16 protein-coding genes are annotated in these 24,170 nt (G+C 34.8%); 8 read left to right on the top strand and 8 right to left on the bottom strand.

The window, feature by feature from the left end; all coding sequences use genetic code 11:
* Positions 1 to 24: 24 nt before the first annotated feature.
* Together GWR14_RS09935 and gldA are read right to left on the bottom strand one after the other, a co-directional pair.
* Positions 25 to 1,863: an O-antigen ligase family protein gene (locus GWR14_RS09935; protein ID WP_163408872.1), complete on the bottom strand. Its 1,839-nt coding sequence runs from the start codon at positions 1,861 to 1,863 to the stop codon at positions 25 to 27.
* A 276-nt stretch (positions 1,864 to 2,139) separates the two neighbouring features.
* The gene (gene gldA, locus GWR14_RS09930; RefSeq protein ID WP_163408871.1) at positions 2,140 to 3,036 is read right to left on the bottom strand and encodes a gliding motility-associated ABC transporter ATP-binding subunit GldA; all 897 of its coding nucleotides are present in this window, start codon (positions 3,034 to 3,036) and stop codon (positions 2,140 to 2,142) included.
* A gap of 137 nt (positions 3,037 to 3,173) precedes the next feature.
* On the opposite strand from gldA, the gene GWR14_RS09925 reads away from it, so the two are divergent.
* The 3 genes from GWR14_RS09925 (at position 3,174) to GWR14_RS09915 (ending at position 6,245) form a co-directional block, all read left to right on the top strand.
* On the top strand, positions 3,174 to 3,758 hold the full coding sequence (locus tag GWR14_RS09925; protein ID WP_163408870.1) for an outer membrane beta-barrel protein: 585 nt from the start codon (positions 3,174 to 3,176) through the stop codon (positions 3,756 to 3,758).
* A gap of 220 nt (positions 3,759 to 3,978) precedes the next feature.
* A complete protein-coding gene (locus GWR14_RS09920; RefSeq protein ID WP_163408869.1) occupies positions 3,979 to 4,554 on the top strand; it encodes an outer membrane beta-barrel protein in 576 nt (191 codons plus the stop codon).
* A gap of 344 nt (positions 4,555 to 4,898) precedes the next feature.
* Entirely contained in the window at positions 4,899 to 6,245 is a 1,347-nt protein-coding gene (locus GWR14_RS09915) for a deoxyguanosinetriphosphate triphosphohydrolase (RefSeq protein ID WP_163408868.1), read from the top strand.
* Positions 6,246 to 6,249: 4 nt separating this feature from the next.
* On the opposite strand, the gene GWR14_RS09910 is transcribed toward GWR14_RS09915, so the two are convergent.
* Genes GWR14_RS09910 through GWR14_RS09895 form a run of 4 tightly spaced genes read right to left on the bottom strand, consistent with a single transcriptional unit; the run spans position 6,250 to position 10,698 of the window.
* On the bottom strand, positions 6,250 to 7,248 hold the full coding sequence (locus GWR14_RS09910) for a DUF3078 domain-containing protein (RefSeq protein ID WP_163408867.1): 999 nt from the start codon (positions 7,246 to 7,248) through the stop codon (positions 6,250 to 6,252).
* A 35-nt stretch (positions 7,249 to 7,283) separates the two neighbouring features.
* A complete protein-coding gene (locus tag GWR14_RS09905) occupies positions 7,284 to 9,074 on the bottom strand; it encodes a 1-deoxy-D-xylulose-5-phosphate synthase (protein WP_163408866.1) in 1,791 nt (596 codons plus the stop codon).
* A 53-nt stretch (positions 9,075 to 9,127) separates the two neighbouring features.
* The gene (locus GWR14_RS09900; protein ID WP_246236311.1) at positions 9,128 to 9,778 is read right to left on the bottom strand and encodes a hypothetical protein; all 651 of its coding nucleotides are present in this window, start codon (positions 9,776 to 9,778) and stop codon (positions 9,128 to 9,130) included.
* A 44-nt stretch (positions 9,779 to 9,822) separates the two neighbouring features.
* Positions 9,823 to 10,698, bottom strand: a complete 876-nt coding sequence (locus GWR14_RS09895) for an energy transducer TonB (protein ID WP_163408864.1) — start codon at positions 10,696 to 10,698, stop codon at positions 9,823 to 9,825.
* Positions 10,699 to 10,760: 62 nt separating this feature from the next.
* Between GWR14_RS09895 and GWR14_RS09890 the strand changes: the two genes are divergently transcribed.
* From GWR14_RS09890 to pbpC, 4 genes are all read left to right on the top strand, one after another.
* On the top strand, positions 10,761 to 11,204 hold the full coding sequence (locus GWR14_RS09890; RefSeq protein ID WP_163408863.1) for a nucleoside deaminase: 444 nt from the start codon (positions 10,761 to 10,763) through the stop codon (positions 11,202 to 11,204).
* Between the two features lie 275 nt (positions 11,205 to 11,479).
* On the top strand, positions 11,480 to 17,167 hold the full coding sequence (locus GWR14_RS09885; protein ID WP_163408862.1) for an alpha-2-macroglobulin family protein: 5,688 nt from the start codon (positions 11,480 to 11,482) through the stop codon (positions 17,165 to 17,167).
* Between the two features lie 212 nt (positions 17,168 to 17,379).
* Entirely contained in the window at positions 17,380 to 17,970 is a 591-nt protein-coding gene (locus GWR14_RS09880) for a transposase (protein ID WP_163408861.1), read from the top strand.
* A 149-nt stretch (positions 17,971 to 18,119) separates the two neighbouring features.
* A complete protein-coding gene (gene pbpC / locus GWR14_RS09875; RefSeq protein WP_163408860.1) occupies positions 18,120 to 20,501 on the top strand; it encodes a penicillin-binding protein 1C in 2,382 nt (793 codons plus the stop codon).
* A 213-nt stretch (positions 20,502 to 20,714) separates the two neighbouring features.
* On the opposite strand, the gene GWR14_RS09870 is transcribed toward pbpC, so the two are convergent.
* Both GWR14_RS09870 and GWR14_RS09865 read right to left on the bottom strand, forming a co-directional pair.
* On the bottom strand, positions 20,715 to 22,259 hold the full coding sequence (locus tag GWR14_RS09870; RefSeq protein ID WP_163408859.1) for an Rne/Rng family ribonuclease: 1,545 nt from the start codon (positions 22,257 to 22,259) through the stop codon (positions 20,715 to 20,717).
* 413 nt (positions 22,260 to 22,672) lie between these two features.
* The gene (locus GWR14_RS09865) at positions 22,673 to 22,963 is read right to left on the bottom strand and encodes an HU family DNA-binding protein (RefSeq protein ID WP_007805026.1); all 291 of its coding nucleotides are present in this window, start codon (positions 22,961 to 22,963) and stop codon (positions 22,673 to 22,675) included.
* Positions 22,964 to 23,103: 140 nt separating this feature from the next.
* On the opposite strand from GWR14_RS09865, the gene mutY reads away from it, so the two are divergent.
* Positions 23,104 to 24,150 (top strand): A/G-specific adenine glycosylase, encoded by a 1,047-nt coding sequence (mutY, locus tag GWR14_RS09860; protein WP_163408858.1) that lies wholly within the window; start codon positions 23,104 to 23,106, stop codon positions 24,148 to 24,150.
* Positions 24,151 to 24,170 lie beyond the last annotated feature (20 nt).

Raw genomic sequence — 24,170 nt, 5'->3', positions numbered from 1 at the left:
AGTTATTTCAGTTTTCTGTTTGGTTTAGTTGATGTTTTGCTTTTCTAAATTGCTTATTAAAGTCCGGCACATTTTTTTATATTCATTGACTTTTTCTGATGGTATTTTGGGTTTTAACAGAATGATGTCATTAGCTAAAGCAATTGCTTTGGCGGTTTCCCTATTTTTTAAATAAGCTTTTAGCAGCCACATTTTATACAAGAATTTTGTAGGGTATAAGGCAGTAAGTGTTTCGTATTGCAGGACGGCTTGCGGGTATTGTTTTAATTTTTCGTGACTAACTCCGGTTCCATTATAAACATCCGGTAACGAACTTAAAGATTGCGCTTTCTCGAAGCATTTTAAAGCTTCGTTGTAGCTATGATTTTGAAAATAAATTGTGCCATAATTTTTCCAATAATTGGGATTTTCTTTTAGGTAAGGTTCTAAAGCGGGCATGATTTGTAAAGCTTCTTTGTAATTTCCTTTTTCGGTTAGAAGTTTCGTTTTTTTGTTTAAAATGTCTGCTCTGGCCATACCAAAAATAAGGTATGATGAATACAGGCTGATCGTAAGGATCCCGATTTTAGAAAAGATATAAAAAGGCTTTCTGTTTTGAAGAAATGAAAGTTTTATAAGTGAAATGTTTTTTAGCGGGCTGCAAACAATAGCAGTATAGATAATAGTCAGACACATTACGGGTACAATCTGAATGGTAGAATTAACCATTGACATCACAACAAAAGATACAACTCCTGTATAAGCTAAGTTAAAATAGCTTTTTTGTGTTGGTAAAGCCGGTTCAGAATTTAAAACAGTTTGATTTTCGTTTTTTTGTCTGTGGGCAAAAAGAATAGAACCAAAAAACAGTGAAATTAGTAATAGTCCCACGATACCGCCTTCGACAGCATTTTGAAGTAATTCGTTATGCGGCATAATAACGGGACCTGCGTTGATGAGTTCTTCAGCAGTAGCCTTTCCGTTTTTAATATAATCTGCCTGATACAAATTATATTCTTTTTCGAAAAACCCATAGCCATAGCCTATTAACGGTTTCTCGGGAATCATTTGAGCAGATAATTTCCAGATGAATTTTCTGCCGTCAGCCGAAGCTTTTTTTGCATTGTATAACTGAGAACTTAATGGAATAATGATCATCAAAGCCAAAATGAATAATGCCTTTGCAGTGATACTGTTTTTATTGTTTTTTATCCAGTTTATAAATTGGTATTCCAACGCATAGAAAATGATCACGGACAGCACTGTACCAATATAAGCTGCCCGGCATTTGAGTAGTAGTAATGCGATTAACAAAAATGAAAATCCGGTAACAACTGCTTTTTTGTTTTTTACCTTAAACAAATACAGGAAAATTGGTACAGTGAGAGATAAAAAAATGGCAGTTACGTTGGGGTTGTTCCAGCTGCCTGTAACAGCAATTAACCTGTTTTCGCTTTTGCATATTCCTAAAAATTGTAAAATGCAATACACAGATTCAATAACAGCAATTCCGACAATTCCGATAAAAAATGGTTTGAATTTAAAATTGGGAGTACTAAAAAGAACGATTGCCCTAAGGAGTAAAAAATAAAGTACAATGCTGTATATTGTAAAAACCAGAGTTGCCCTGTTCGTAAAATAATTAAGAAGAACGTAAAGGCACCATAACCCAAATAGAAGAACAGGGAGTTTAAAAAAGGATTGTTTCTTTTCTGGTAAGGCAAAAATGGAGATAATGGTAAAGAGCGAAACCGTTATACAAAATCCATAGTAAGCAAAAGCTGTTGAATTGTAAAAATACGCTGAATTAAGAAGTGTGGCTACAATAATTGCAATAAGCAGTAGAACGTGGAGCAAATTTGCGGAATAAGAAATAGACTTCAATTTTTTAACATTAAAAATAATTAAGGCGTAAAAATATGGTTAAAAAAATGAATGGGTAATACCTGAATTTAGTGATATTTGTATTTTTTACATTTATTAATTTTATGCTTAGTAAAGTGTAATTTTAGGGACTTTTATTTGTGAAAAATTACTATTGTTGATTTTTATGACATATTGATTTTAGAATATAGTCTCCTCTGTAATTTGTCATTATACAAAAAGAGGAAGCCGTACTCATATGTACGGCTTCCTCTTTATTGTATGAACCTAAAAAACTTATTTAGTAATCTCTCTAAATACAGCTTCCAGATTTTTATTTTTTTGGTTGAGTTGTAAAGTCTTCAAACCATTATCGTGTGCGAAATCAAAAACTGCGGGACGCATGTCCTTGTCAGACAAGAAAGTCAGTTCCCATAAACAATCGTGGATGTTTTTGTATGATTTTAAATGCGGAATTGCAGCAATTGCCTGTTCTTCAATTTTATAGTCAAATTCAACTTCGATTACCTGCTCTTTGTCTGCAGAAATTAAGTTGTCCAGTTTTTTATCTGCCACAATTTTTCCTTTGTCAATAATGATGACACGATCACAAATGGCTTCAACTTCCTGCATGATGTGTGTTGATAAAAAAACAGTTTTATCTTTACCCACATTTTTAATTACATTACGGATTTCGATTAACTGATTCGGATCCAGACCTGTAGTTGGTTCATCCAAAATTAATACATCCGGATTGTGTAATAAAGCATTGGCCAATCCCACACGCTGGCGGTATCCTTTTGACAATTGTCCGATCTTTTTATGGCTTTCTGGTGTCAGTCCTGTCAGTTGAATTACTTCTTCTATTCTTGATTTTTGAACTTTATAAACATCGGCATTAAAAGCCAAATATTCACGAACATACAAATCTAAATACAACGGATTGTGTTCCGGCAGGTACCCGACTGAACGTTGTACTTCTTTGGTGCTTGTCATGACATCATGACTATTTACAAGGGCTGAGCCACTATCGGCAAGTAAATAAGTGGTCAAAATTTTCATTAAAGTAGATTTTCCGGCTCCGTTTGGGCCCAGAAATCCTACGATTTCTCCTTTCTCAATTTTAAAAGAAATTTCATCTAAAGCTTTTTGCTCTCCGTAACTTTTTGATATGCTGTTTACTTCTATCGACATGACTTTTTATTTGTTACAAAAGTAAACAGAAATAGTCTTGTTTGCTACATTTTGGCTTTCAAAAGAAATTAAAATTGATGTTAACAACGGCATCGTTATTGTTAAGGGGATATTAAAATTTTTAAAAATAATACAAAATGAAAAGAATGCTAGTGATTCTTGCATTGTCAGTTTTTGGCTTTGCAAATGCACAAAAAGGAACAATTTTAGTAGGTGGAAACATCTCTTACGCGTCTGAGAAATATGAGTATCAGAATGGAGAGGAAAAAACTAATGAATTTAGTTTTTCTCCAAGAGTTGGTTACCAGTTTAATGACAACTGGACTGTTGGAGGTGAATTTACTGTTGGTTCTTCTAAAGAAGATTACGATGGAGGAGATGAGACTAAAAACAACAACTTTAAATTAGGAGCATTTTTACGTTACTCAGTGCCATTGAATCAGACATTTTCTGCTTTTGCTGATTTTGGTCTTGGTTTCCAGAACCAAAAAACAAAAGAGTACGATAATGGAAACCTTACTTCAAAGTATAAAGCAGACGGTATGTACGTAGGTGTAACTCCGGCTCTTTTTATCAACATGAAAAAGGGTTTTGGCTTAAACTTCAATATTGGAGGTTTAGGATACGAAACATTAAGTTACGACAACAATGGTCCTGATTACAGTAAATTCTACTTTAATTTCGGTCAAACAATTAATATTGGGGTTTCTAAAAACTTCTAATCTTAAGTTTTATATTCAATTTCAGAAAGCACTCCGGTTTGGGGTGCTTTTTTTATGGAGTATGTAAATTTAGTGTAAAGGGATTTATAACAAATGGCTTATTTCGAATGATGTGTTTGGTATTTATTAACTAATTGCAAATATGAGTTTTTACCTGTTATTTTTTGGCTAATGGCATCGTTGTTGGTTAATGTTCTTAAATTTTAAATTATAAATCATTATGAAAAAAATGCTACTTATTGTTGCATTGTCAGTTTTTGGCTTTGCAAATGCACAAAAAGGAACTGTATTAGTTGGAGGTAATATTGGTTATACTTCTGATAAAATTGATCGTGAAGTTTCACCAGTAAAATCAAATGTGTTTACCTTTTCTCCAAGAGTGGGTTATCAATTTCATGATAACTGGACAGTGGGAACTGAATTTGCTGTTGGATCTTCAAAAACTACTAATGGAGATGTAGAAGGTAAATTTAATTCTTTTAAAGTTGGAGCGTTTGCTCGTTATACGGTTCCCTTGAATGAAACTTTTTCTGTTTTTGGGGATTTAGGAGCTGGTTTTAATAATCAAAAAAGTAAAGCTTATGAGAATGGATCTCAAACTTCTGAAAATAAAGCAGATGGTTTGTATGTTGGACTTACACCTGCTCTTTTTATAAACATGAAAAAAGGTTTTGGAGTGAATTTTAATATTGGAGGTTTAGGATATGAAACCCTAAGTTATGATGATGCCGATTACAGTAAATTCTACTTTAATTTTGGACAAACTTTTAACATTGGAATTTCTAAAAACTTCTAATCTTAAGTTTTACATTCAATTTTAAAAGCACTCCAACTGGAAGTGCTTTTTTGTTGATAAAATCTTTTGAAAACAAAAAATTTTATTTAGCCCTGATAGAAGCGTTATCCTTTTGTGGCAGTGTTTGCCGCAAAAGATATAGCGGATAGCAGGACCGCAGGTGTTTTGAAAACGAAAATTTCTGCTTCTAAAAAAATAATGCCAAGTAGGCGAAACAGGCAAACACAGCTGTGAAATTTTCTATTTCGTCAACTGATATAAGGTAAAAAAATCTAAAATAAAACGTATTTTTGAATTTTAGATCCTCAATCTAAAATCAATAACCTACAATTTAAAATAGAAAAATGAACTGGGAACAACTTTTATCATTAAAACGCCAGGGCGATACAACCAAAAGACTACGTGCAGAACAAGATGATACGCGGTTAGGATTTGAGGTCGATTATGATCGTATAATCTTTTCGGCTGCGTTTCGGTCTTTGCAGGATAAAACCCAGGTAATTCCGCTTTCTAAGACAGATTTTGTTCACACGCGTTTAACACACAGTTTAGAAGTTTCGGTTGTGGGAAGATCTTTAGGACGTTTGGTCGGAAAAAAAATCATCGAAAAATATCCGTATTTAAAAGAAGTTCACGGTTATCATATGAATGATTTTGGAGCTATCGTGGCTGCTGCTTCTTTGGCACATGATATCGGGAATCCGCCTTTTGGTCATTCAGGTGAGAAAGCGATTGGAGAGTATTTTTCGAGTGGTAAAGGATTAAAGTATAAAGATAAACTGACGGCAAAGCAATGGCAGGATCTGATTGATTTTGAAGGGAACGCCAATGGTTTCTCTGTTTTAACAGGAAGCCGTCCGGGAATAGAAGGAGGACTTAGAATTTCGTATGCTACTTTAGGAGCTTTTATGAAATATCCAAAAGAAAGCCTTCCTAAAAAACCGACTAACAATATTGCAGATAAAAAATATGGTTTTTTTCAGGCCGACAAAGTTTTTTTCGAGGATGTTGCAGATAATATGGGGTTGATTGCCAATAAAGAAGATGGCGATATTGGTTTTGAAAGACATCCTTTGGCTTATCTGGTTGAAGCTGCCGATGATATCTGCTATACCATTATCGATTTTGAAGATGGTATAAACCTTGGTCTGGTTTCGGAAGATTATGCTTTGGAATATCTGATCAAATTGGTAAAAGACAATATTGGGGTTGATAAATACAATTTGTTGGAAACCAAAGAAGACAGAATCAGTTATCTGCGTGCTTTGGCTATTGGAGCTTTGATTAATGATGCAGTGGATGTTTTTATTGAAAATGAAGAAGCAATCCTGGCCGGGAATTTCCCTTTTGCATTAACAGATAAAAGCAAATACAAAGCTCAGATGAATGATATTATTAAACTGAGTATCGAAAAAATTTACCAAAGCCGTGAAGTAATTGAGAAAGAAATTGTAGGTTACCAAATAATCCAGACTTTACTGGATAAGTTTATAACTGCTTTTAATAACAAATATGAAGGAACCGCTTCAAATTACGATAAACTGATTTTGAAAATGCTTCCTGAGAAGCATAATTTAGAAAAAGGTAATTTGTACGAGCGACTGCTTCATATTTGTCACTATGTTTCTCTTTTAACGGATGGAAATGCGTTAAAGTTATATGAAATGATTAATGGCAGAAAAAACAGCTAATCAGTTAAAAAGCATATACAAGGCCAACACCCAGAACTTGTCTTAACTGGGTTTTTGGTCCGTCATCTACCTGTGATTTTGTACCTGTTGCAGGATCAACGACATCTTTTTTAGTTTTAATATCATCGTCATAAATGATATGAACACCAATATTGGCTTTTACGTAAGCATTTACTACAAGGTCTAAACGAGTGTCATAATCCACATCGACATTTCCAAACTGGTTTAAATAATCTGTATATAAAGTCAGTCGGTTTTCGTAAAAAATGTTTTTGTAGATTTCGTTTTTCATATATCCGGTAAATAAAATACCAAACTCGGCTTTTACTTTTTGACCTTCTTTAATTAAAATTTCATTATCCGGATCAAGAGGATCAGTTGCATAAACTGCTTTTTTAACACCAAAAGATCCATTATTAGCCAAATATTGATCTAATACCAAAGTGGTTTTTAATGTGATTGGAGAGAAATAAAAGGTTCTGTTTTTTTTCTTGTTCGAATTCTCAGCTCCGGCTCCTAAAAAGATATACGCCGGTGCAAATGGTTTAGAAATAGCAATGTCGCGATTTGGGTAATTATAACCGTTTGTGAATTGTGTATTAAAATTGAATTTAGCAGAATAGAACCAATTCGAGGTCGTGTCCTTTCTAAAACCGTAGGTAGAGTTAAACTGGACAGCATCATCTGTTTTTCTCAACTCAGTACCATCTTGTTTGTTTAAACCATATTTTACAATAAGTTCATTAAACCATTTATGATTGTCTTTCAGATAAGTTCGGCTAAATTCACCTTTAAACAGACCTGAGATGGAGCTGGTTCCCCCCGCACTCCAATTGACAAAAGCAATTTCTGAAATGTCAAAACCAAGTTTGTTTTTTTTAGTCCAGTTAGAAGGGACTTGAGGCACCTGGCCTGGTGCTAAAGTCGTTCGGATGATCTGCGAAAAACTATTTGAAGCAAATAAAAAAAGAAGTAATAAAAGGGGTGTTCGTAATAATTTCATCAGGAAAACATTTGATTTTTTGGCTGTGCAAAATACTATTTTTCAATTTCTGAAAAAAGATTTGACAAACTTTTAACGTCAATTTTACAGAAATGTTGTTGCTCAATTACTGTGCCATGTTCGATAAAAGTGTCCGGAATACCTAGAATTTCTATTTTTTTTGCAAAATTATTAGCTGCAGCATAATCTGAAACAGCGCTTCCAAAGCCACCAGTTTTTGCACCGTCTTCAATGGTAATAATGTGGTCAAATGAGATTAATATGTTATCTAACAAATGATTGTCCAGCGGTTTTATGAAAGGGAAATCGTAATGAGCAATTGCTTCGGGATTGCCAGACTCTTTTAAGGCGGCAATTACATTATTTCCAATCGCACCTGTAGATAAAACAGCTATTTTTATTCCTGGTTTTAAACAATTTGCTTTTCCGATCGCTATTTTTTCATAGTTTCCGTAATTTTCTGTTTTCCAATTTGGCAAAACGCCACGGCCTCTCGGATAACGTATAGCTATTGGATGGTTTAAAGAACCTAACTGAACAGTATACAAAATATTCTGCAGGGCAATTTCGTTGATTGGTGCATAAAGAATAATATTTGGAATAGTGCGTAAATATGCAATATCAAAAACACCATGATGTGTGGCGCCGTCTTCGCCAACCAAACCTGCTCTGTCGAGACAAAAAATAACCGGTAAATTTTGCAGTGCCACATCATGTATAACCTGATCGTAGGCACGTTGTAAAAATGTCGAATAAATATTGCAGTACACAATCATGCCCTGAGTTGCCATTCCTGCTGCAAGTGTTACGGCATGTTGTTCTGCAATTCCAACGTCAAAAGCACGTTCGGGGAATTCGTCCATCATGAATTTTAAAGAACTTCCGGACGGCATTGCAGGTGTGATTCCAATAATTTTTTCGTTCTTTTTGGCTAAATCCAAAATTGTCAGTCCGAAAACATCCTGAAATTTAGGTGGAAGATTTTCTTCCGATTTTAAATGAATTTCTCCGGTTGAAGCATCAAATTTTCCGGGAGCATGATATTTTACCTGATTTTCCTCAGCCTGTTGCAGACCTTTTCCTTTTGTGGTCACAATGTGAAGGAATTTTGGACCTTTAATCTTTTTTAAACGGTTTAATTCTTTAATCAAAAGTGGAAGATCATGTCCGTCAATCGGACCTGAATAATCAAAATTCAATGATTTGATAATATTGTTCTGTTTCGGATTTTTTCCGTTTTTAACCGCTGTCAAATACTTTTTTAAGGCACCGACACTTGGGTCAATTCCGATGGCGTTGTCGTTTAAAATAACAAGGATGTTAGCATCGGTAACTCCGGCATGATTTAAGCCCTCAAAAGCCATTCCGCTAGCGATTGAGGCATCACCTATTACGGCAATATGTTCTTTGTCAAAATCATCTTTCAGTTTAGAGGCAATTGCCATTCCGAGTGCAGCCGAGATTGACGTTGAAGAATGCCCAACACCAAAAGTATCGTAAACACTTTCTGCTCTTTTTGGAAAACCGGAAATTCCTCCAAGCTGTCTGTTGGTATGAAAATTTTCTCGCCTTTCAGTCAGGATTTTATGTCCGTAAGCCTGATGACCTACATCCCAGACCAATAAATCTTCAGGTGTATTAAAAACATAATGTAAAGCAATTGTAAGTTCTACAACTCCGAGACTTGCACCCAGATGTCCTTCTTTTACTGAAACCACATCAATAATAAACTGACGAAGTTCATGCGCAACCTGAATGAGCTGCTCTTCTTTTAAAAGACGTAAATCGGCAGGATTGTATATGTTGGAAAGTAAATCGCTTTTCATTGTAAGGTAAAAAGCAAATTTACGGTTTTAAATTTAATTTTTTTGACAGAGTCTTATTTCAATAAAATAGGGACAGAATATTGCATTCTGATTTTTTTGCCGTTCGATTCGCCGGGCTGCCAATTAGGGCATAAACTGAGAACCCGGATAATTTCTTTTTGAAGAGGTTCTTCAACTGCCGGTGAACATTCAAGAAACGATAAAGTACCATTTTTTTCTACAGCAAATGCAAGTGTAAAATTGAGTTTCCAATAACTTACACCTTCCGGTTTTTTATATTCTTTCATGAAAAAACTATGGAATTGCTCGATACCGCCCGGGAATTCTGCATTTTTGTTAAGAGGGGCTTCTGGCTTGGCTAAGGCATCCTTTTTTGAAGTACTGTTTTTTGTGTCTTTTTCAAGGTTAGCGATGGTTTCTTCTGATTTGGCAGATTTTACCTGATTTGCCTTTTTTAGTGATGAAATAACCTCTTCATTATTGAGTTCAATATTTTTTTCAGGATGTTCCAGATTGTCTTCTTGTGATAGCTGAGACGAATCAGGAATCTGTTCTGATTTGTTGATTTCATCTTTTTCTGAATCAACAGCTTCAATTTCGTTATTTTGTTTTTTGTTAGCCTCTTTATCTGTACAACTAAATAAAGTTGTTCCTATGATAATAAACAAAGCCTGTAAAAATATTTTAGAGTAATGTTTTAGCATTATTTTGTTTTGTTTTTCTCGAATAGTTGTTTGTTTTCTTTCCATTATTGAAATGACATGGGTAAACTATATTTGATTCGTGTTTTTTTGCCATTTTGTTCTCCTGGCTGCCATTTGGGAGAAAGTTTTAAAACACGTGTTATTTCTGCTTCTACTTTTGAGTCAATGTTTTTTGGGAATTCAAATGATGACAAAGAGCCGTCTTTTTCTATTACGAACGAAACTATAATTCGGCCTTTTGGATTTTCAGCTTCCTTAGGAAGTTTTAATTCGTTTACTAAAAACTGATAAAAGTTGTTAATCCCACCCGGATAGTCTGCTTTTGTTTCCATAACAGCTCCTGTAATATAAGTATCTCCTTGCACAGTAGATTCCTGTACTGATGCTTTGCAATCAGGACTAGAAGAACTATTAATTTTGGTATCGCTTATTTTAGCTTTTCCTTTTACAAATTTTACGTTATCTGTTTTTGGCGGAGGAGGTGGCGGCGGTACAAAATTATTATTTCCCTTTATCTTAATCTTGCCAACTTGTATAATTTCTGTTTTCGAAGTCTTAACGATTTCAATTTTATCAATTTTCTTTTTATCTCCATTTTTATCGGTACAACTAAACAAAGTTGTGCCCATAGCAATAAACAATGCCAGTAAAAACATCTTATGATAATGATTTTGGGAATATAATATCTGATTTGGAATCTGAATTATTACATTGTCTAATTGCGTTTTTTTAAACCTTCCGCAAATTTTATTGCCTTGATTTTGAATAAAAAAATGCTGAATTTCATCAGGAAGCATCGATGTAAAATCAACAACAGTTTTACTACAGCTTAAACAAAATCTTCCGTTATCTTTTGGAGACATTTTGTTCCAGTCTTCATGGCAAGGTTTAGGAATTGTGATTTTGTAATTGTTTCCCATTTTTAAAATATCAAAAAATAAAAGTAATAAAAATTCCTAAGTAAAAAATGTATTTTTGTTTCATGATAAATCCCTTCACCGACGAATATTTTATGAAGAAAGCTTTGCAGGAAGCTGAAATGGCTTTTAATAAAGGCGAAATTCCTGTTGGAGCTGTTATTGTGGTGGCTGATAAAGTGATTGCAAGCAGTCATAATTTAACGGAATTGTTAAATGATGTTACGGCCCATGCTGAAATGCAGTCGATAACCGCTGCGGCTAATTTTCTGGGAGGAAAATATTTAAAGGATTGTACGCTTTATGTTACTTTAGAGCCTTGTCAGATGTGTGCCGGTGCGCTGTACTGGAGCCAGATTTCTAAAATTGTTTTTGGAGCGCGCGATGAACAACGAGGATTTATGAATATGGGAACAAAACTACATCCTAAAACTACTGTCGTTTCAGGAGTTATGGCTAATGAGGCAGCTGATTTAATGAAGCGTTTTTTTCTGGAAAGGCGCAAATAGTCTTATGGCAACCAGAGCCTTAGCCCAGATGGAAGCGGCATCCTTTTTCTTGCTTTTTTCAGCAAGAAAAAGATATAGCGGACAGCTGGAATAAGCTCCTGAATCAACTTATAATTGTCTGAAAACTTCAACAAAAGTTAAATCGTATTGAAGCAGAAATTTCTTCTTAAAAATATTTTACTTTTAACATAATTTAATTACGATTTTACTGTTATGGCTGTAACGGGTAATTCGTGTTAATTTTTAAATTGTAAACCATTTAACTCTAAATAAAAGTGAAAGCAAAAGGACTATCTCTCGTATTTTTTGTGTTTTTTATTTTTCAATCCTGCGGACGTAAATCAGCTGCAGATTTCAATTCCGATTTTTCGTTATTCAAAGATTACATTACCAGTTTTACTGGCGGTATCGTTTCGGCAGATTCTGATATTCGTGTGGTTTTGGCTTTCGACAAAAACGATTGGAAACCGAATCAGGAATTAGACGACGATTTGTTTGATATTTCACCAAGCGTAAGTGGAAAAGTGATTGCGCTTTCAACAAATACTTTAGCTTTTATTCCGGAGAAAAAATTAAAAATGGGAACAGAATATCAGGTTACTTTAAACTTAGATAAACTGACGGCCATTCCAAAAGAGAAAGAAAAAGAATTGTCTAAATTCAATTTTACAGTCAAAACCGTAAAACAGGATTTTACTATCAATACAGGCGACGTTCAATCATACAGTAAAGAATATCAGTATTTAAATTGTGTTTTAAAAACAGCCGATAATATTGATTTGGAAACAGCTCAAAAGCTGGTTGAGGCCAAACATAATGGAAACAATCTTAAAATTAAGTTTGAGAAAACAAACGGACCTGCAAAAGAATTCCGTTTTATAATTGACAGCATTCAGCGTCAGTCAGAAGCATCCAACTTAGAGATTATCTATGATGGGAATGATTTTGATATTGACCAAAAAGGACAAATCGATTTTCCGATTACCAGTATCAACGAGTTTAAAGTTATAAAAGTTGAAGTTCCAGACGGAAACAATCAACAGGTTCTAATCAATTTCTCAGAACCATTAGAGAAAGGACAGGATTTTGCCGGATTGGTTTCGATTCAAAACACCAATAATCTGAAATTTTCGACACAAGGAAATTTACTAAAAGTATATTTTACCAATCAAAATGCGCCTAAAAAGGAAGAACCAGTAACGGTAGCAGTAGAAGAACCCGTTGCAGTTGCTGTAGATTCTGCCGCAGTTGTAGTTGATTCAGCTGCTGTCGCAGTCGATTCAGCCGCCGCAGTTGTAGAAGAAGTCGTTGAATATGTTCCAGACGAAGAACCAGAACAAGTCGTTACAGGTGAATTATTATTGGAAATTTTTCAAGGAATCGAAAGTCAGTACGGTAAAAAACTAGAAAACAATTATACAGAGAAAATCTCTTTTGACCAGATAAAACCAAATGTCCGCTTTGTTAAAAACGGAACGATACTGCCAAGCTCCAATAATTTGAAACTGAATTTCGAAGCCGTAAACTTAAGCGCTGTCGATGTAAAAGTGTATAAAATCTACAAAAACAATATCCTGCAGTTTCTTCAATATAATGAATTAAACGGTGGACAGAATCTCAAGAAAGTAGCACAGCCAATAGCAAAAACAACCTTGAATTTAAGGGAAAGCACGCTCGTAAATCTTTCTAAATGGAATACCTATGCTTTAGATTTATCTAAAATAATCAAACCAGAACCGGGTGCGATTTACAGAGTAGAATTTGTCTACAAAAAGAAATATTCATTGTACAAATGTGAAACATCAGATAGCAGTGACGATGAAGCAGAGGAAGAAGAAGTGGATGAGAACGACGTAAATTACAGTGGCAACTCTTACGACGATTATTACTATTATGATGATTACGATTGGAGAGAAAGTCAGGATCCTTGTACTGGTTCTTACTACTACAATGCCAGAATTGCAACCAATATTTTAGCAACAGATTTAGGCGTTATTGCCAAAAGAGGCGAAAACAAATCGTATTTATTTGCTGTAAACAATATTGTTACGACAGAACCGGTATCAAACGCAAGAGTTGATTTGTACAATTTCCAACAGCAAAAAATAGCAACTGAGGCAACCAGTAGTGAAGGTATTGCCTCTTTTCAGTTAGATAAATTTGCCTATTTCGCCATCGTGACTTTAGGAGATCAATCGACTTACGTGAAGTTGGACGATGGACTTTCATTATCGGTAAGTAATTTTGATGTAGCAGGAGAGACATTGCAAAAAGGACTTAAAGGATTTATTTACGGAGAAAGAGGTGTTTGGCGTCCAGGAGATAATTTGTATCTGTCATTTATTTTGAATGATGCGGCGAATAAACTTCCGAAATCGCACCCGATTAAATTCCGATTAAATGATCCGAATGGTAAAACAGTTTATCAAACGGTTCAAAAAACAAATGATCTCAATCATTACGCTTTTACAGTGCCAACAAACCAAGATGCCCCAACAGGAAATTGGGAAGCCATGGTTAGCGTTGGAGGGGCAAAATTCTATAAGAGTATTAAAATAGAAACGATTAAACCAAATCGTTTAAAAATCAAAAATACATTTAGCCGAAAAACACTTTCAGCATCTTATCCAAATACAGATAATCTAGAAGTGACATGGCTCCATGGAGCGATTGCTAAGAATTTAAATGTAGAAATGCAGGCTAAATTCTCGCAGCAGACCACCACTTTTAAAGGCTATGAAAAATATACTTTTGATGATCTGGCACGTCAATTCAGTACAGAAGAGATGAATGTTTTTTCTGGGAAATTGAATGAAAATGGAAAAGCTTCGGTAAATATTCAGCCAAGATTACAAGGTCAGGCACCAGGAATGCTCCGTGCTTCATTCATTACAAAAGTGTACGAAGAAGGAGGCGATTTTAGCACCGATGTGATGTCTACTACTTATTCTCCATACAAAACCTATGTCGGACTTAAAACGCCAGAACTGAACAAGTACAGCATGCTTGAAACCAGAACAAATAATCGTTTTGATGTGGTAACGGTTGATGAAAACGGAAGACCTAGATCAGTTCGTAATCTCGAAGTAAGAGTTTACAAAGTAGACTGGAGATGGTGGTGGGATTCTTCAAGCGATAATTTATCAAATTACAATTCGTCAAATGCTACAACATCCTATAAAACATTTGTCATCAATACGGACTCTAGTGGAAAAGGAAGTTTCCAATTTGCTTTGACAGATGAAGAGTGGGGGCGTTACTTAATTCGTGTAGAAGATGGCGAAAGCGGACATGCAGCTTCTTTAACCGTAAATATCGACTGGCCAATCTGGTCTGGAAAAACACGTAATAGAGACGCTTCTACAGCTAATATGTTAGTGTTCTCTACCGATAAGAAAAATTATGCAGTGGGAGAAAAAGCACAGATTTCATTCCCTTCAAGTGAAGGCGGGCGTGCCTTAATTTCTGTTGAAAATGGTTCGAGAGTAGTGCAGACGATTTGGGCAGAAACGAAAAAAGGAGAAACAAAAGTTGAGGTTCCAATTACAGGTGCTATGGCGCCTAATGTATATTTCAATATTACGCTTTTACAGCCTCATGCCTCAACCAAAAATGATTCTCCTATTCGTATGTACGGAATTGTTCCAATCGAAGTGGTAGATAAAAATACTATTCTGGCACCAACGCTGAATATGCCGGATGTATTAAGACCAGAACAGCCATTTACGGTTAAAGTAGGCGAGAAATCTGGTAAAGAAATGACCTATACCATCGCAGTTGTCGATGAAGGACTTTTAGATTTAACTCGTTTTAAAACACCAAATGCATGGGATAGTTTCTATGTTCGTGAAGCTTTGGGCGTAAAAACCTGGGATATTTACGATGATGTAATTGGTGCTTACGGCGGAAAAATAAATCAGATTTTCAGTATTGGTGGAGATCAGGATTTAGGTGGCGGAAAAGCTAAAAAAGCAAACCGTTTTAAACCTGTTGTATTATATTATGGTCCATTTAAGCTGGATAAAGGCGAAACAAAATCACATCAGTTAAAACTTCCAAAATATATTGGTTCAGTTCGAACAATGGTGGTGGCAGGAGATGCAGCGACAAGCGCTTATGGAAGTGCTGAAAAAGCAACTCAAGTTAAGAGTCCGCTGATGGTTTTAGCTTCACTGCCGAGAAAGATTTCGCCATCAGAAAAAGTTACATTGCCGGTAACTGTTTTTGCTACAGAAAGCAAAATCAAAAATGTTTCGATTCAGGTAAAAACAAGCAACGGGTTGAAAGTAATGGGAAGTGCAGTTCAAAAACTGAGTTTCGCACAGCCTGATGAGAAAATGGCGTATTTCAATTTAGTGGTTGGTTCTGCAACAGGAATTGCAAAAGTTCAGGTTATTGCCACATCGGGAAGCGAGAAATCGGTTTATGATGTTGAAATTGACATGACCAATCCAAATCCGGTTACGAGTACATTTACAGATATTGTTTTAACACCAAATAGCTCGAAAACAATTTCATGGAAAACATTCGGTATTGCAGGAAGCAACAAGGCGAGATTGGAAGTTTCGTCTATGCCGTCAATGAATCTTAATGGAAGATTACAGTTCTTAATTCAATATCCTCATGGTTGCGTAGAGCAGACCACTTCATCAGTTTTTCCTCAATTGTATTTAGGAGATGTAGCCGATATTGATGCAAAACGAAAAGATCTGATTCAGAAAAATATCGCTGCGGGAATTGCAAGATTGGGTAATTTCCAGCTATCAAACGGCGGAATGCCTTACTGGCAAGGAAATGCAATTGCAGATGACTGGGGAACTTCTTATGCCGGACATTTCTTGATTGAAGCAGAGAAAAAAGGATATGTACTGCCAATTAATTTTAAATCAAAATGGCTGTCGTACCAGCAGAAAGAAGCAAAACAATGGCGTTTCGAACCGAAATACGGAAATGATTTAGCTCAGGCCTATCGTTTGTATACTTTGGCTTTAGCAGGAAGTGCTGATCTTTCTTCTATGAATAGGCTTAGAGAAACTAAAGGGATTTCTAATGAAAGTATGCTTCGTTTAGCTGCTGCTTATGTTTTAGCGGGTCAGAAATCAGCTGGACAAAATTTGTTTTTAAAAACGAGTATTGATGGAAGTTCTGATGGATATAGTTATTACTATTACGGTTCAAGTGAAAGAAACAGAGCGATGGCTCTTGAAACGATGCTTCTTCTAGATCAAAAACAAAAAGCATTTGTGACAGCGACAAAACTGGCCAAAGAAATGTCGGCTAATCAATGGATGAGTACGCAGACGACGGCTTATTGCTTGTATGCCATGTCGAAATTTGCAGTAAGCAACGGTCCAAAAGGAATCAATATTCAGTTTAGTAAAAACGGAAAAGGAGAAACTATTAACACAGGAAAATCGGTAGCAGATCGCAGTTTGTCTGTTGCTTCTGGTACAAACAGTATCACGCTGAAAAATAATAAAGCGAATACGGTTTATGTTCGCGTCTTGAATACAGGAATTCTTCCAATCGGGCAAGAAAACGCGGTTCAAAGCGATGTTACGGCTTCTATCGTATTCAAAGACAGAAAAGGAAGTGTAATTAATGTTTCAAGAATCAATCAGGGAACTGAATTTGTTGCAGAAGTAACAATTAAAAACCAAAGAGGAGAAAGTGTTCAAAACGTTGCATTATCACAAATTCTACCTTCTGGATTTGAAATTGTAAATACTCGTTTTACCGATTACGGTGATGCTGTAAACAATATTGCAGATTACATTGACATTCGCGACGACAGAACTAATTTCTATTTCGGAATGAAAGCCAGAGAAACAAAAGTATTTAGAATTCTGTTGAATGCTTCTTATTTAGGAAATTATTATCTGCCAGGGTTACAATGTGAAGCCATGTATGATAATACTTTCTTGGCCAGAACAAAAGGATTCTGGGTTGAGGTGGTGAAATAAGTGTTATATAAGTTTATGTATCCTAACAGGTTTTTAAAACCTGTTAGGCATTCATTTGTAAGTTTTGAATATATAAAGAAATAAATTAAAAGATACCTAACAGGTTTCCAAAACTTATTGGTATTTATCTAATTTTGAATATAAAAGAATAAATTAAAAAGATACCTAACAGGTTTTGGAAACCTGTTAGGATAATAAAAAAGAGTAATATTTTGGAAAAAGATGTTTTTGAGGCTGGGCAGTATTACCATGTTTATAATCGAGGGAACAATAATGAGAATATTTTTTTAGAAGAGAAAAACTATAAATATTTTCTCGAAAAGGTTAAAAAATACATTTTACCAATTGCAGATATTTATGCCTATTGTTTATTAAAGAATCACTTTCATGTAGTCTTAAGAATAAAAGATAAGACAGATCTGCCTGAAAAGGTTAAAGAAAAAATTCATCTTCCATTTTCGAATTTATTTAATTCTTATTCTAAAAGTATAAATAAAATGTATGGGAGAAACGGTAGTCTTTTTCAGGAACATTTACAAAGGAATAGAATTGAAAATGAAAGTTATTTAAAGCAGCTGATCGTTTATGTTCATTTGAATCCCGTAAAACATAAATTTTCTAAAGATTTTCAATCATATCAACATTCATCTTGGCGTTCATATTTGTCAAGTAAACCAAATAATATTGATCGTCAATTTATTCTTGAATTGTTTGATGATGTAGAAAATTTCATATTTTGCCATGATGAAAGACGATTGATTTATGAAGGAGTACTTAATGAGATTAATTTACAGGATGAATAGGAAATTGTATTGGTTATCCTAACAGGTTTCCAAAACCTGTTAGGTATCTTGATAAGGTATTAATTTTAGATTTTTTCTTTTAGGAGTAGATAAAGAATACCTAACAGGTTTTTAAAACCTGTTAGGATACGAAACAATAAAATTAAGGATTGAAAAATAAATTAAAAGCGTTTCTTCAACGCATTATAAACTGGATAAAAAGAAACAAAATAAAATCAGCAATTGCATTTCTGCTCTTGCTGATTTACTATTTTTCGATACCTCGAACTTTATTCAAAGAACCTTATTCTACCGTAATAGAGAGCAAAGAGGGGGAATTGCTTGGGGCTAAAATTGCCCGCGACGGGCAATGGCGTTTTCCGGCTCAGGATAGTGTTCCAGATAAATTCAAAAAATGCATTGTGTATTTTGAAGACGAATACTTCTATAAGCACCCAGGATTTAATCCGGTTGCAATGTTAAATGCTTTTAAACAAAATAAAAAAGCAGGGAAAGTAGTCAGAGGAGGAAGTACATTAACGCAGCAAGTTATTCGACTTTCCCGAAAAGGAAAAAACAGAACTTACTTTGAAAAATTAGTAGAAATAATTCTCGCTACAAGATTAGAGTTAGGTTATTCTAAAAACGAAATTCTCGAAATGTATGCAGCGCATGCGCCATTTGGAGGAAATGTTGTGGGGCTAGAAATGGCTTCATGGCGTTATTTTGGCGTTCAGTCGAATCAATTATCATGGGCAGAAAATGCAGTTTTGGCCGTTTTACCTAATGCGCCAAGTTTAATTTATCCCGGAAAAAATCAAATTAAATTACTGAATAAACGAAACCGGCTTTTATTAAAATTGCATCAGGAAGGAATTATTGACAAGCAGACATACGAACTTTCTATAGAAGAACCTTTGCCTCAAAAACCATATGATCTACCGCAGATTGCACCTCATTTGTTGCAGCGAGTGGCTAAAAATGAAGAAGGAACAAGGGTAAAAACTACTGTAGACTATGCATTGCAAAACAGAGTAAATCAAATTGCGAAATATTATTACAATCAGTACAAACAAAATGAAGTACACAATCTGGCGGTTTTAATCATTGATGTGGAGAGTAGAAATGTGATCAGTTATGTTGGGAATTCGCCCACAGATAGCGATCATCAAAAAGATGTTGATATCATTGATGCGCCAAGAAGTACAGGAAGTATTTTGAAACCGCTTTTATACGGTGCTATGCTCGATGAAGGTGAATTGCTGCCGAATACCTTAGTGGCAGATATTCCAACACAGATTTCAGGTTATACCCCTCAAAATTTTAATCTGACTTTTGATGGAGCCGTTCCAGCACATCGAGCGTTGTCAAGATCTTTAAATATTCCGGCAGTTTTAATGCTTCAGGAATATGGAGTAAGTAAGTTTTATGAAGAACTTCAAAAATTCAAATTGAAGAACATTAATAAAACCCCAGATCATTATGGATTGTCACTTATTTTGGGAGGTGCAGAAAGTAATTTATGGGATTTATGCCGAACTTATGCTAATCTTTCATCTACAGTTAATTATTATACTAAAAATAAAGGGCAATACCGAATCAACGAATTTACAGAACTCAATTATAAAAACGATTTTAAGCCCGATTTTGGTTCAGAAACTAACCAGAAGAATATTTTGGGTGCAGGATCAATTTGGTTGACTTATAACGCGATGGAAGAAGTTAACAGGCCTGAAGGAGACGAAGCCTGGAAGTTTTATGACAGTTCGATTAAAATTGCATGGAAAACAGGAACAAGCTTCGGAAATCGAGATGCTTGGGCCATTGGAACTAATTCAAGATATGTGGTTGGAATTTGGGTTGGAAATGCAACAGGAGAGGGAAGACCAACTTTAACAGGTGTAACTAGTGCAGCGCCTATTTTATTTGATGTTTTTAATTTACTGCCAAGGCAAAGATGGTTTGATACGCCGTATAAAGATTTGGCTGAGGTTGAGGCTTGCCGTTTAAGCGGTTATCTGGCAAAAGACAATTGTCCAAAAATCAAACAATGGGTTGCCAAAAAAGGGAAATCGACCAAAGTTTGTCCGTACCATAGAATGATTCATTTGGACAAAACAGAGCAGTTTCAAGTTAATAGCAGTTGTGAAAATATAGATAATATAGTAACCAGAAACTGGTTTGTACTTCCTCCCGTTATGGCTTGGTATTACAAAAGCCAGCACATAGAATATCTGCCACTGCCTCCATTTAAAGAAGGTTGTGAAGGAACACAGATAACAACAATGGATTTTATTTATCCAAAAGCCAATAGTAAAATTTATTTGACAAAAGATTTTAATAGTAATGTGCAGCCCGTAATTTTAAAAGTGGCTTATTCTGAAAGAGATAAAGAACTGTTTTGGTATGTTGATGATGTTTATAAGGCTACTACAAAAACCTTTCACGAACTTCCTATTACGCCCACAACCGGAACACATTATATTACAGTTGTAGATGCTTCTGGAAATGAAATTAGAAGAAAAATTGAGATCGTAAGGGATAAAAAATGAATTAAATTCCAATTTTTAAAATTCTAAATTCCAAAAAGCACCACCGATTGTAAGGCTGAGGGGAGTCGAAATCCTTTTTTACGTGAGGGTTCTTTGAATTCGCTCAGGAGGACAATAAAAATTTGTTTAATTTTCACTACAATTATAAAATTAATTCGTGGCTATAAAAAGACATAAAAAAAACCGCCAATCTCACGAAAAGCGGTTTTGTTTTTATTCTGAAATAACATTTCCTTTTTTATCATAGAAATGGTATTCTAAGTACGTGTAAGCGTCACGAGGTATGATTTTCACCCATTTCTTATGTTCAAAAAACCATTTTGAACGTAATGATGGAAAACCTTTGCTGAGGTATGCAGCCACAAACGGATGTGTATTGAGCACAACTTTATTGTGGGTTTTTAAAAGTCTTTCTAAATCAGCGGTGATTCTGTCAATGATTAAAATTGGAGCTTCAATTTCACCATTATGTTTGTTAGGATCTTCCTCTCTGGTTTTGATATTCACTTCTGGTCTTACGCGCTGTCTTGTAATCTGGACCAAACCAAATTTACTCGGCGGTAATATTTTATGTTTTGCTTTATCGTCGCTCATTTCTTCTCGCAAGAAGTCGAACAGGACTTTCCTGTTTTCAGGATTAGACATATCGATAAAATCAACTACTATGATTCCGCCCATATCTCGAAGACGTAATTGTCTGGCGATTTCTGCTGCTGCAATCATATTTACTTCCATGGCAGTGTCTTCCTGATTGGTTGCTTTATTCGAACGGTTTCCGCTGTTTACGTCTATAACGTGTAATGCTTCTGTATGCTCGATGATAAGATAAGCACCTTTACTCATGGAAACAGTTCGGCCAAAAGAAGTTTTGATTTGTCTCTCTATATTGTATTTCTCAAAAATTGGAGTGTCGTTTGATTGATAAAACTTCACAATTGATTGTTTTGAAGGTGCAATTTCCTGCAGATAATCCTTCGTTTGATTGTACAACTCTTCATCATCTATCTGAATACCGCTGAAGGTATCATTAAATACATCTCTTAATATTGAAGAAGCTCTGTTAAGTTCTCCTAATACTTTGGATGGATGATGAGCAGTTGGTAATTTTTTACACATTGCAGTCCATCTGCCAAGCAGGTTCTGCAAATCTTTTTCTAATTCGGCTGTATTTTTGCCTTCGGCTACTGTACGAACAATAACACCAAATCCTTTAGGTTTGATCGATAGAACAAGTTTTTTTAAACGGTCCTTTTCTTTTTTGTCTTCTATTTTTTGCGAAATAGAAACACGATCAGAAAAAGGAACCAGAACAATAAATCTTCCTGCCAGTGAAAGCTCAGCGCTTATTCTTGGACCTTTGGTAGATATAGGTTCTTTTACAACTTGGACTAAGACAGATTGATTGGCACTTAAAATATCAGTAATGATGCCATCTTTGTCAATCTCTTTTTCAAACTGAAAGGTTTTTAGGGAGAAATCTTTTATTTTACCTGCGCTTACAAGTTTTATGAATTTCAGTTGGGAAGCTAAGTTTGGACCCAAATCGTGATAATGTAAAAAAGCATCTTTTTCGAAGCCTACATTTACAAAAGCAGCATTAAGTCCGGCAACCGGTTTTCGTATTTTGGCAATAAAAATATCACCAACCTGAAAGTTGCTTGTCTCTTGTTCTTTGTGTAATTCAATTAGTTTTCCATCTTTTAATAAGGCAAAATCTACGGCTTCAGAACTAGATCTAATGATTAATTCTTTATTCACACTGTAAATTTTTATCCGTGAATTGGTTGTCGGTTGTTTGTTGATAGTTGTTGGTAAAAGAACCAAAAACCAAGAACCAAAAACCATCAACTTCTACAAGGATGGATTAAACAATATTTTTAACAGGTATTAACCCGGAGGGAAAAATTAAATTTCAATTTTTAAATTCCAAATACCAGTTAAAATCGGCTTTGAAGCCTTAATTTTTGGATTTTGGATTTTCTTTTTTGGAATTTTTGAAATTTCCCAAATTTCAATGAACGTTTAAAAAGAAAAAAGTAGTTTAAAACTACTTTTTCTTTTTGTGACGGTTAGCTCTCGCTCTTTTCTTACGTTTGTGAGTCGCTACCTTATGTCTCTTTCTTTTTTTACCACTTGGCATATCGTGTCAGATTTTATGTTAATTAATAGTATTATTTTGCTTCGTTGTTTGTTTTAACTCCTTCTACAAAAACTTTTGCAGGTTTAAAAGCAGGAATATTGTGTGCAGGAATTTTGATTGTGGTATTCTTAGAAATGTTTCTTCCTGTTTTCTCAGCTCTGGTTTTCACGATGAAACTTCCGAAACCTCTTAGGTAAACATTGTCACCAGTTTCTAATGAAGTTTTAACTTCTTCCATAAAAGTTTCTACTGTTGCCTGAACATCTCCTTTTTCAAGACCTAATTTCTCTGAAATTTTCGCTACGATATCTGCTTTCGTCATTTTCTTTCCTATTTTATTTTATAAATGATGTACTATTTTTTTGAGTTTGCAAATATAGGAATTAAAAAAATAATTAATCAAGCTAATTCGTTAAATTTTAATTACATAAACATTTACTTTTGTTTTCTAAGTATTTTTAAATGGATTTTCATAACACGCTGATAAAATGGTATTTACAAAACAAACGCGATTTACCCTGGCGAAAAACAACCAATCCGTACCACATTTGGCTGTCAGAAATTATGCTTCAACAGACAAGAGTAGCTCAGGGAATGCCTTATTTTTTTTCTTTTACAAAGGAATTTCCTACTGTTTTTGAGCTGGCAAATGCTGATGAAGAGAAAGTTTTAAAACTCTGGCAGGGATTAGGATATTATTCGAGGGCTAGAAACCTGCATAAAACCGCTCAGTTTATAGCAAATGATTTAAACGGTATTTTTCCTCCTACATATAAAGAGTTGTTGAAACTAAAAGGAGTTGGAGAATACACAGCAGCCGCAATTGCTTCTTTTTCTTATAATGAAGTTGTACCGGTGGTAGACGGAAATGTGTTCAGGGTGCTTTCACGCTATTTTGATATTGAATCAGATATAGCTTTACCGGCAACAAAAAAAGAATTTACTGAGCTTGCATACGAATTGATGCCGAAGGAAAATCCAGCGATCTTTAATCAGGCGATTATGGAGTTTGGTGCTTTACAGTGCGTTCCTAAAAATCCGGATTGTTCTGTTTGTGTCTTTAATGAAAGCTGTCTGGCTTTGCAAAAAAAGAAGGTAGGTGTTCTGCCTGTAAAATCTAAAAAACTAAAAATTACAAATCGCTTCTTTAATTATCTGGTATTAGAAGATGATTTGGGAAATACTTTGATTCAGAAGCGTACATCAAAAGGTATATGGCACAACTTATACGAATTTCCGTTGCTGGAAACGAATGAAATTGTCGATTTTGATTTTGTTTCGAAAACAATACGGCAGGGAATTTTGTCTTCATATGCGATTACTGGAGTTGAGGAATGTTCGCATGCAACAGTAATTCATAAGCTTTCGCATCAACATTTGCATATACAATTTTGGAAAGTAAAAGTAAGTGATGTAGTGGTTAATGGTTTGAATTATAATGAATTAAAGTTGTATCCTTTTCCGGTTGTTATTTATAATTTTATTGAAAACGAGGAAAAAAGTCGTTAAAAAAAAGTATCTTTGATACA

This window comes from Flavobacterium ajazii (genome assembly GCF_010614725.1).
Lineage (GTDB): Bacteria > Bacteroidota > Bacteroidia > Flavobacteriales > Flavobacteriaceae > Flavobacterium > Flavobacterium ajazii.
The sequence above is the reverse complement of the archived record's forward strand: the minus strand, read 5'-3'. Positions and strand labels throughout refer to the sequence as shown.

What these genes read in the sequence shown, in the direction of transcription:
- GWR14_RS09905 (WP_163408866.1), bottom strand. Translation starts at nt 9,074, where the DNA reads ATGAAAAGCGATTTACTTTCCAACATATACAATCCTGCCGATTTACGT.
- GWR14_RS09890 (WP_163408863.1), top strand. Translation starts at nt 10,761, where the DNA reads ATGATAAATCCCTTCACCGACGAATATTTTATGAAGAAAGCTTTGCAG.
- GWR14_RS09900 (WP_246236311.1), bottom strand. Translation starts at nt 9,778, where the DNA reads ATGCTAAAACATTACTCTAAAATATTTTTACAGGCTTTGTTTATTATC.
- GWR14_RS09925 (WP_163408870.1), top strand. Translation starts at nt 3,174, where the DNA reads ATGAAAAGAATGCTAGTGATTCTTGCATTGTCAGTTTTTGGCTTTGCA.
- GWR14_RS09920 (WP_163408869.1), top strand. Translation starts at nt 3,979, where the DNA reads ATGAAAAAAATGCTACTTATTGTTGCATTGTCAGTTTTTGGCTTTGCA.
- GWR14_RS09915 (WP_163408868.1), top strand. Translation starts at nt 4,899, where the DNA reads ATGAACTGGGAACAACTTTTATCATTAAAACGCCAGGGCGATACAACC.
- GWR14_RS09910 (WP_163408867.1), bottom strand. Translation starts at nt 7,248, where the DNA reads ATGAAATTATTACGAACACCCCTTTTATTACTTCTTTTTTTATTTGCT.
- GWR14_RS09865 (WP_007805026.1), bottom strand. Translation starts at nt 22,963, where the DNA reads ATGACGAAAGCAGATATCGTAGCGAAAATTTCAGAGAAATTAGGTCTT.
- gldA (WP_163408871.1), bottom strand. Translation starts at nt 3,036, where the DNA reads ATGTCGATAGAAGTAAACAGCATATCAAAAAGTTACGGAGAGCAAAAA.
- GWR14_RS09895 (WP_163408864.1), bottom strand. Translation starts at nt 10,698, where the DNA reads ATGGGAAACAATTACAAAATCACAATTCCTAAACCTTGCCATGAAGAC.
- mutY (WP_163408858.1), top strand. Translation starts at nt 23,104, where the DNA reads ATGGATTTTCATAACACGCTGATAAAATGGTATTTACAAAACAAACGC.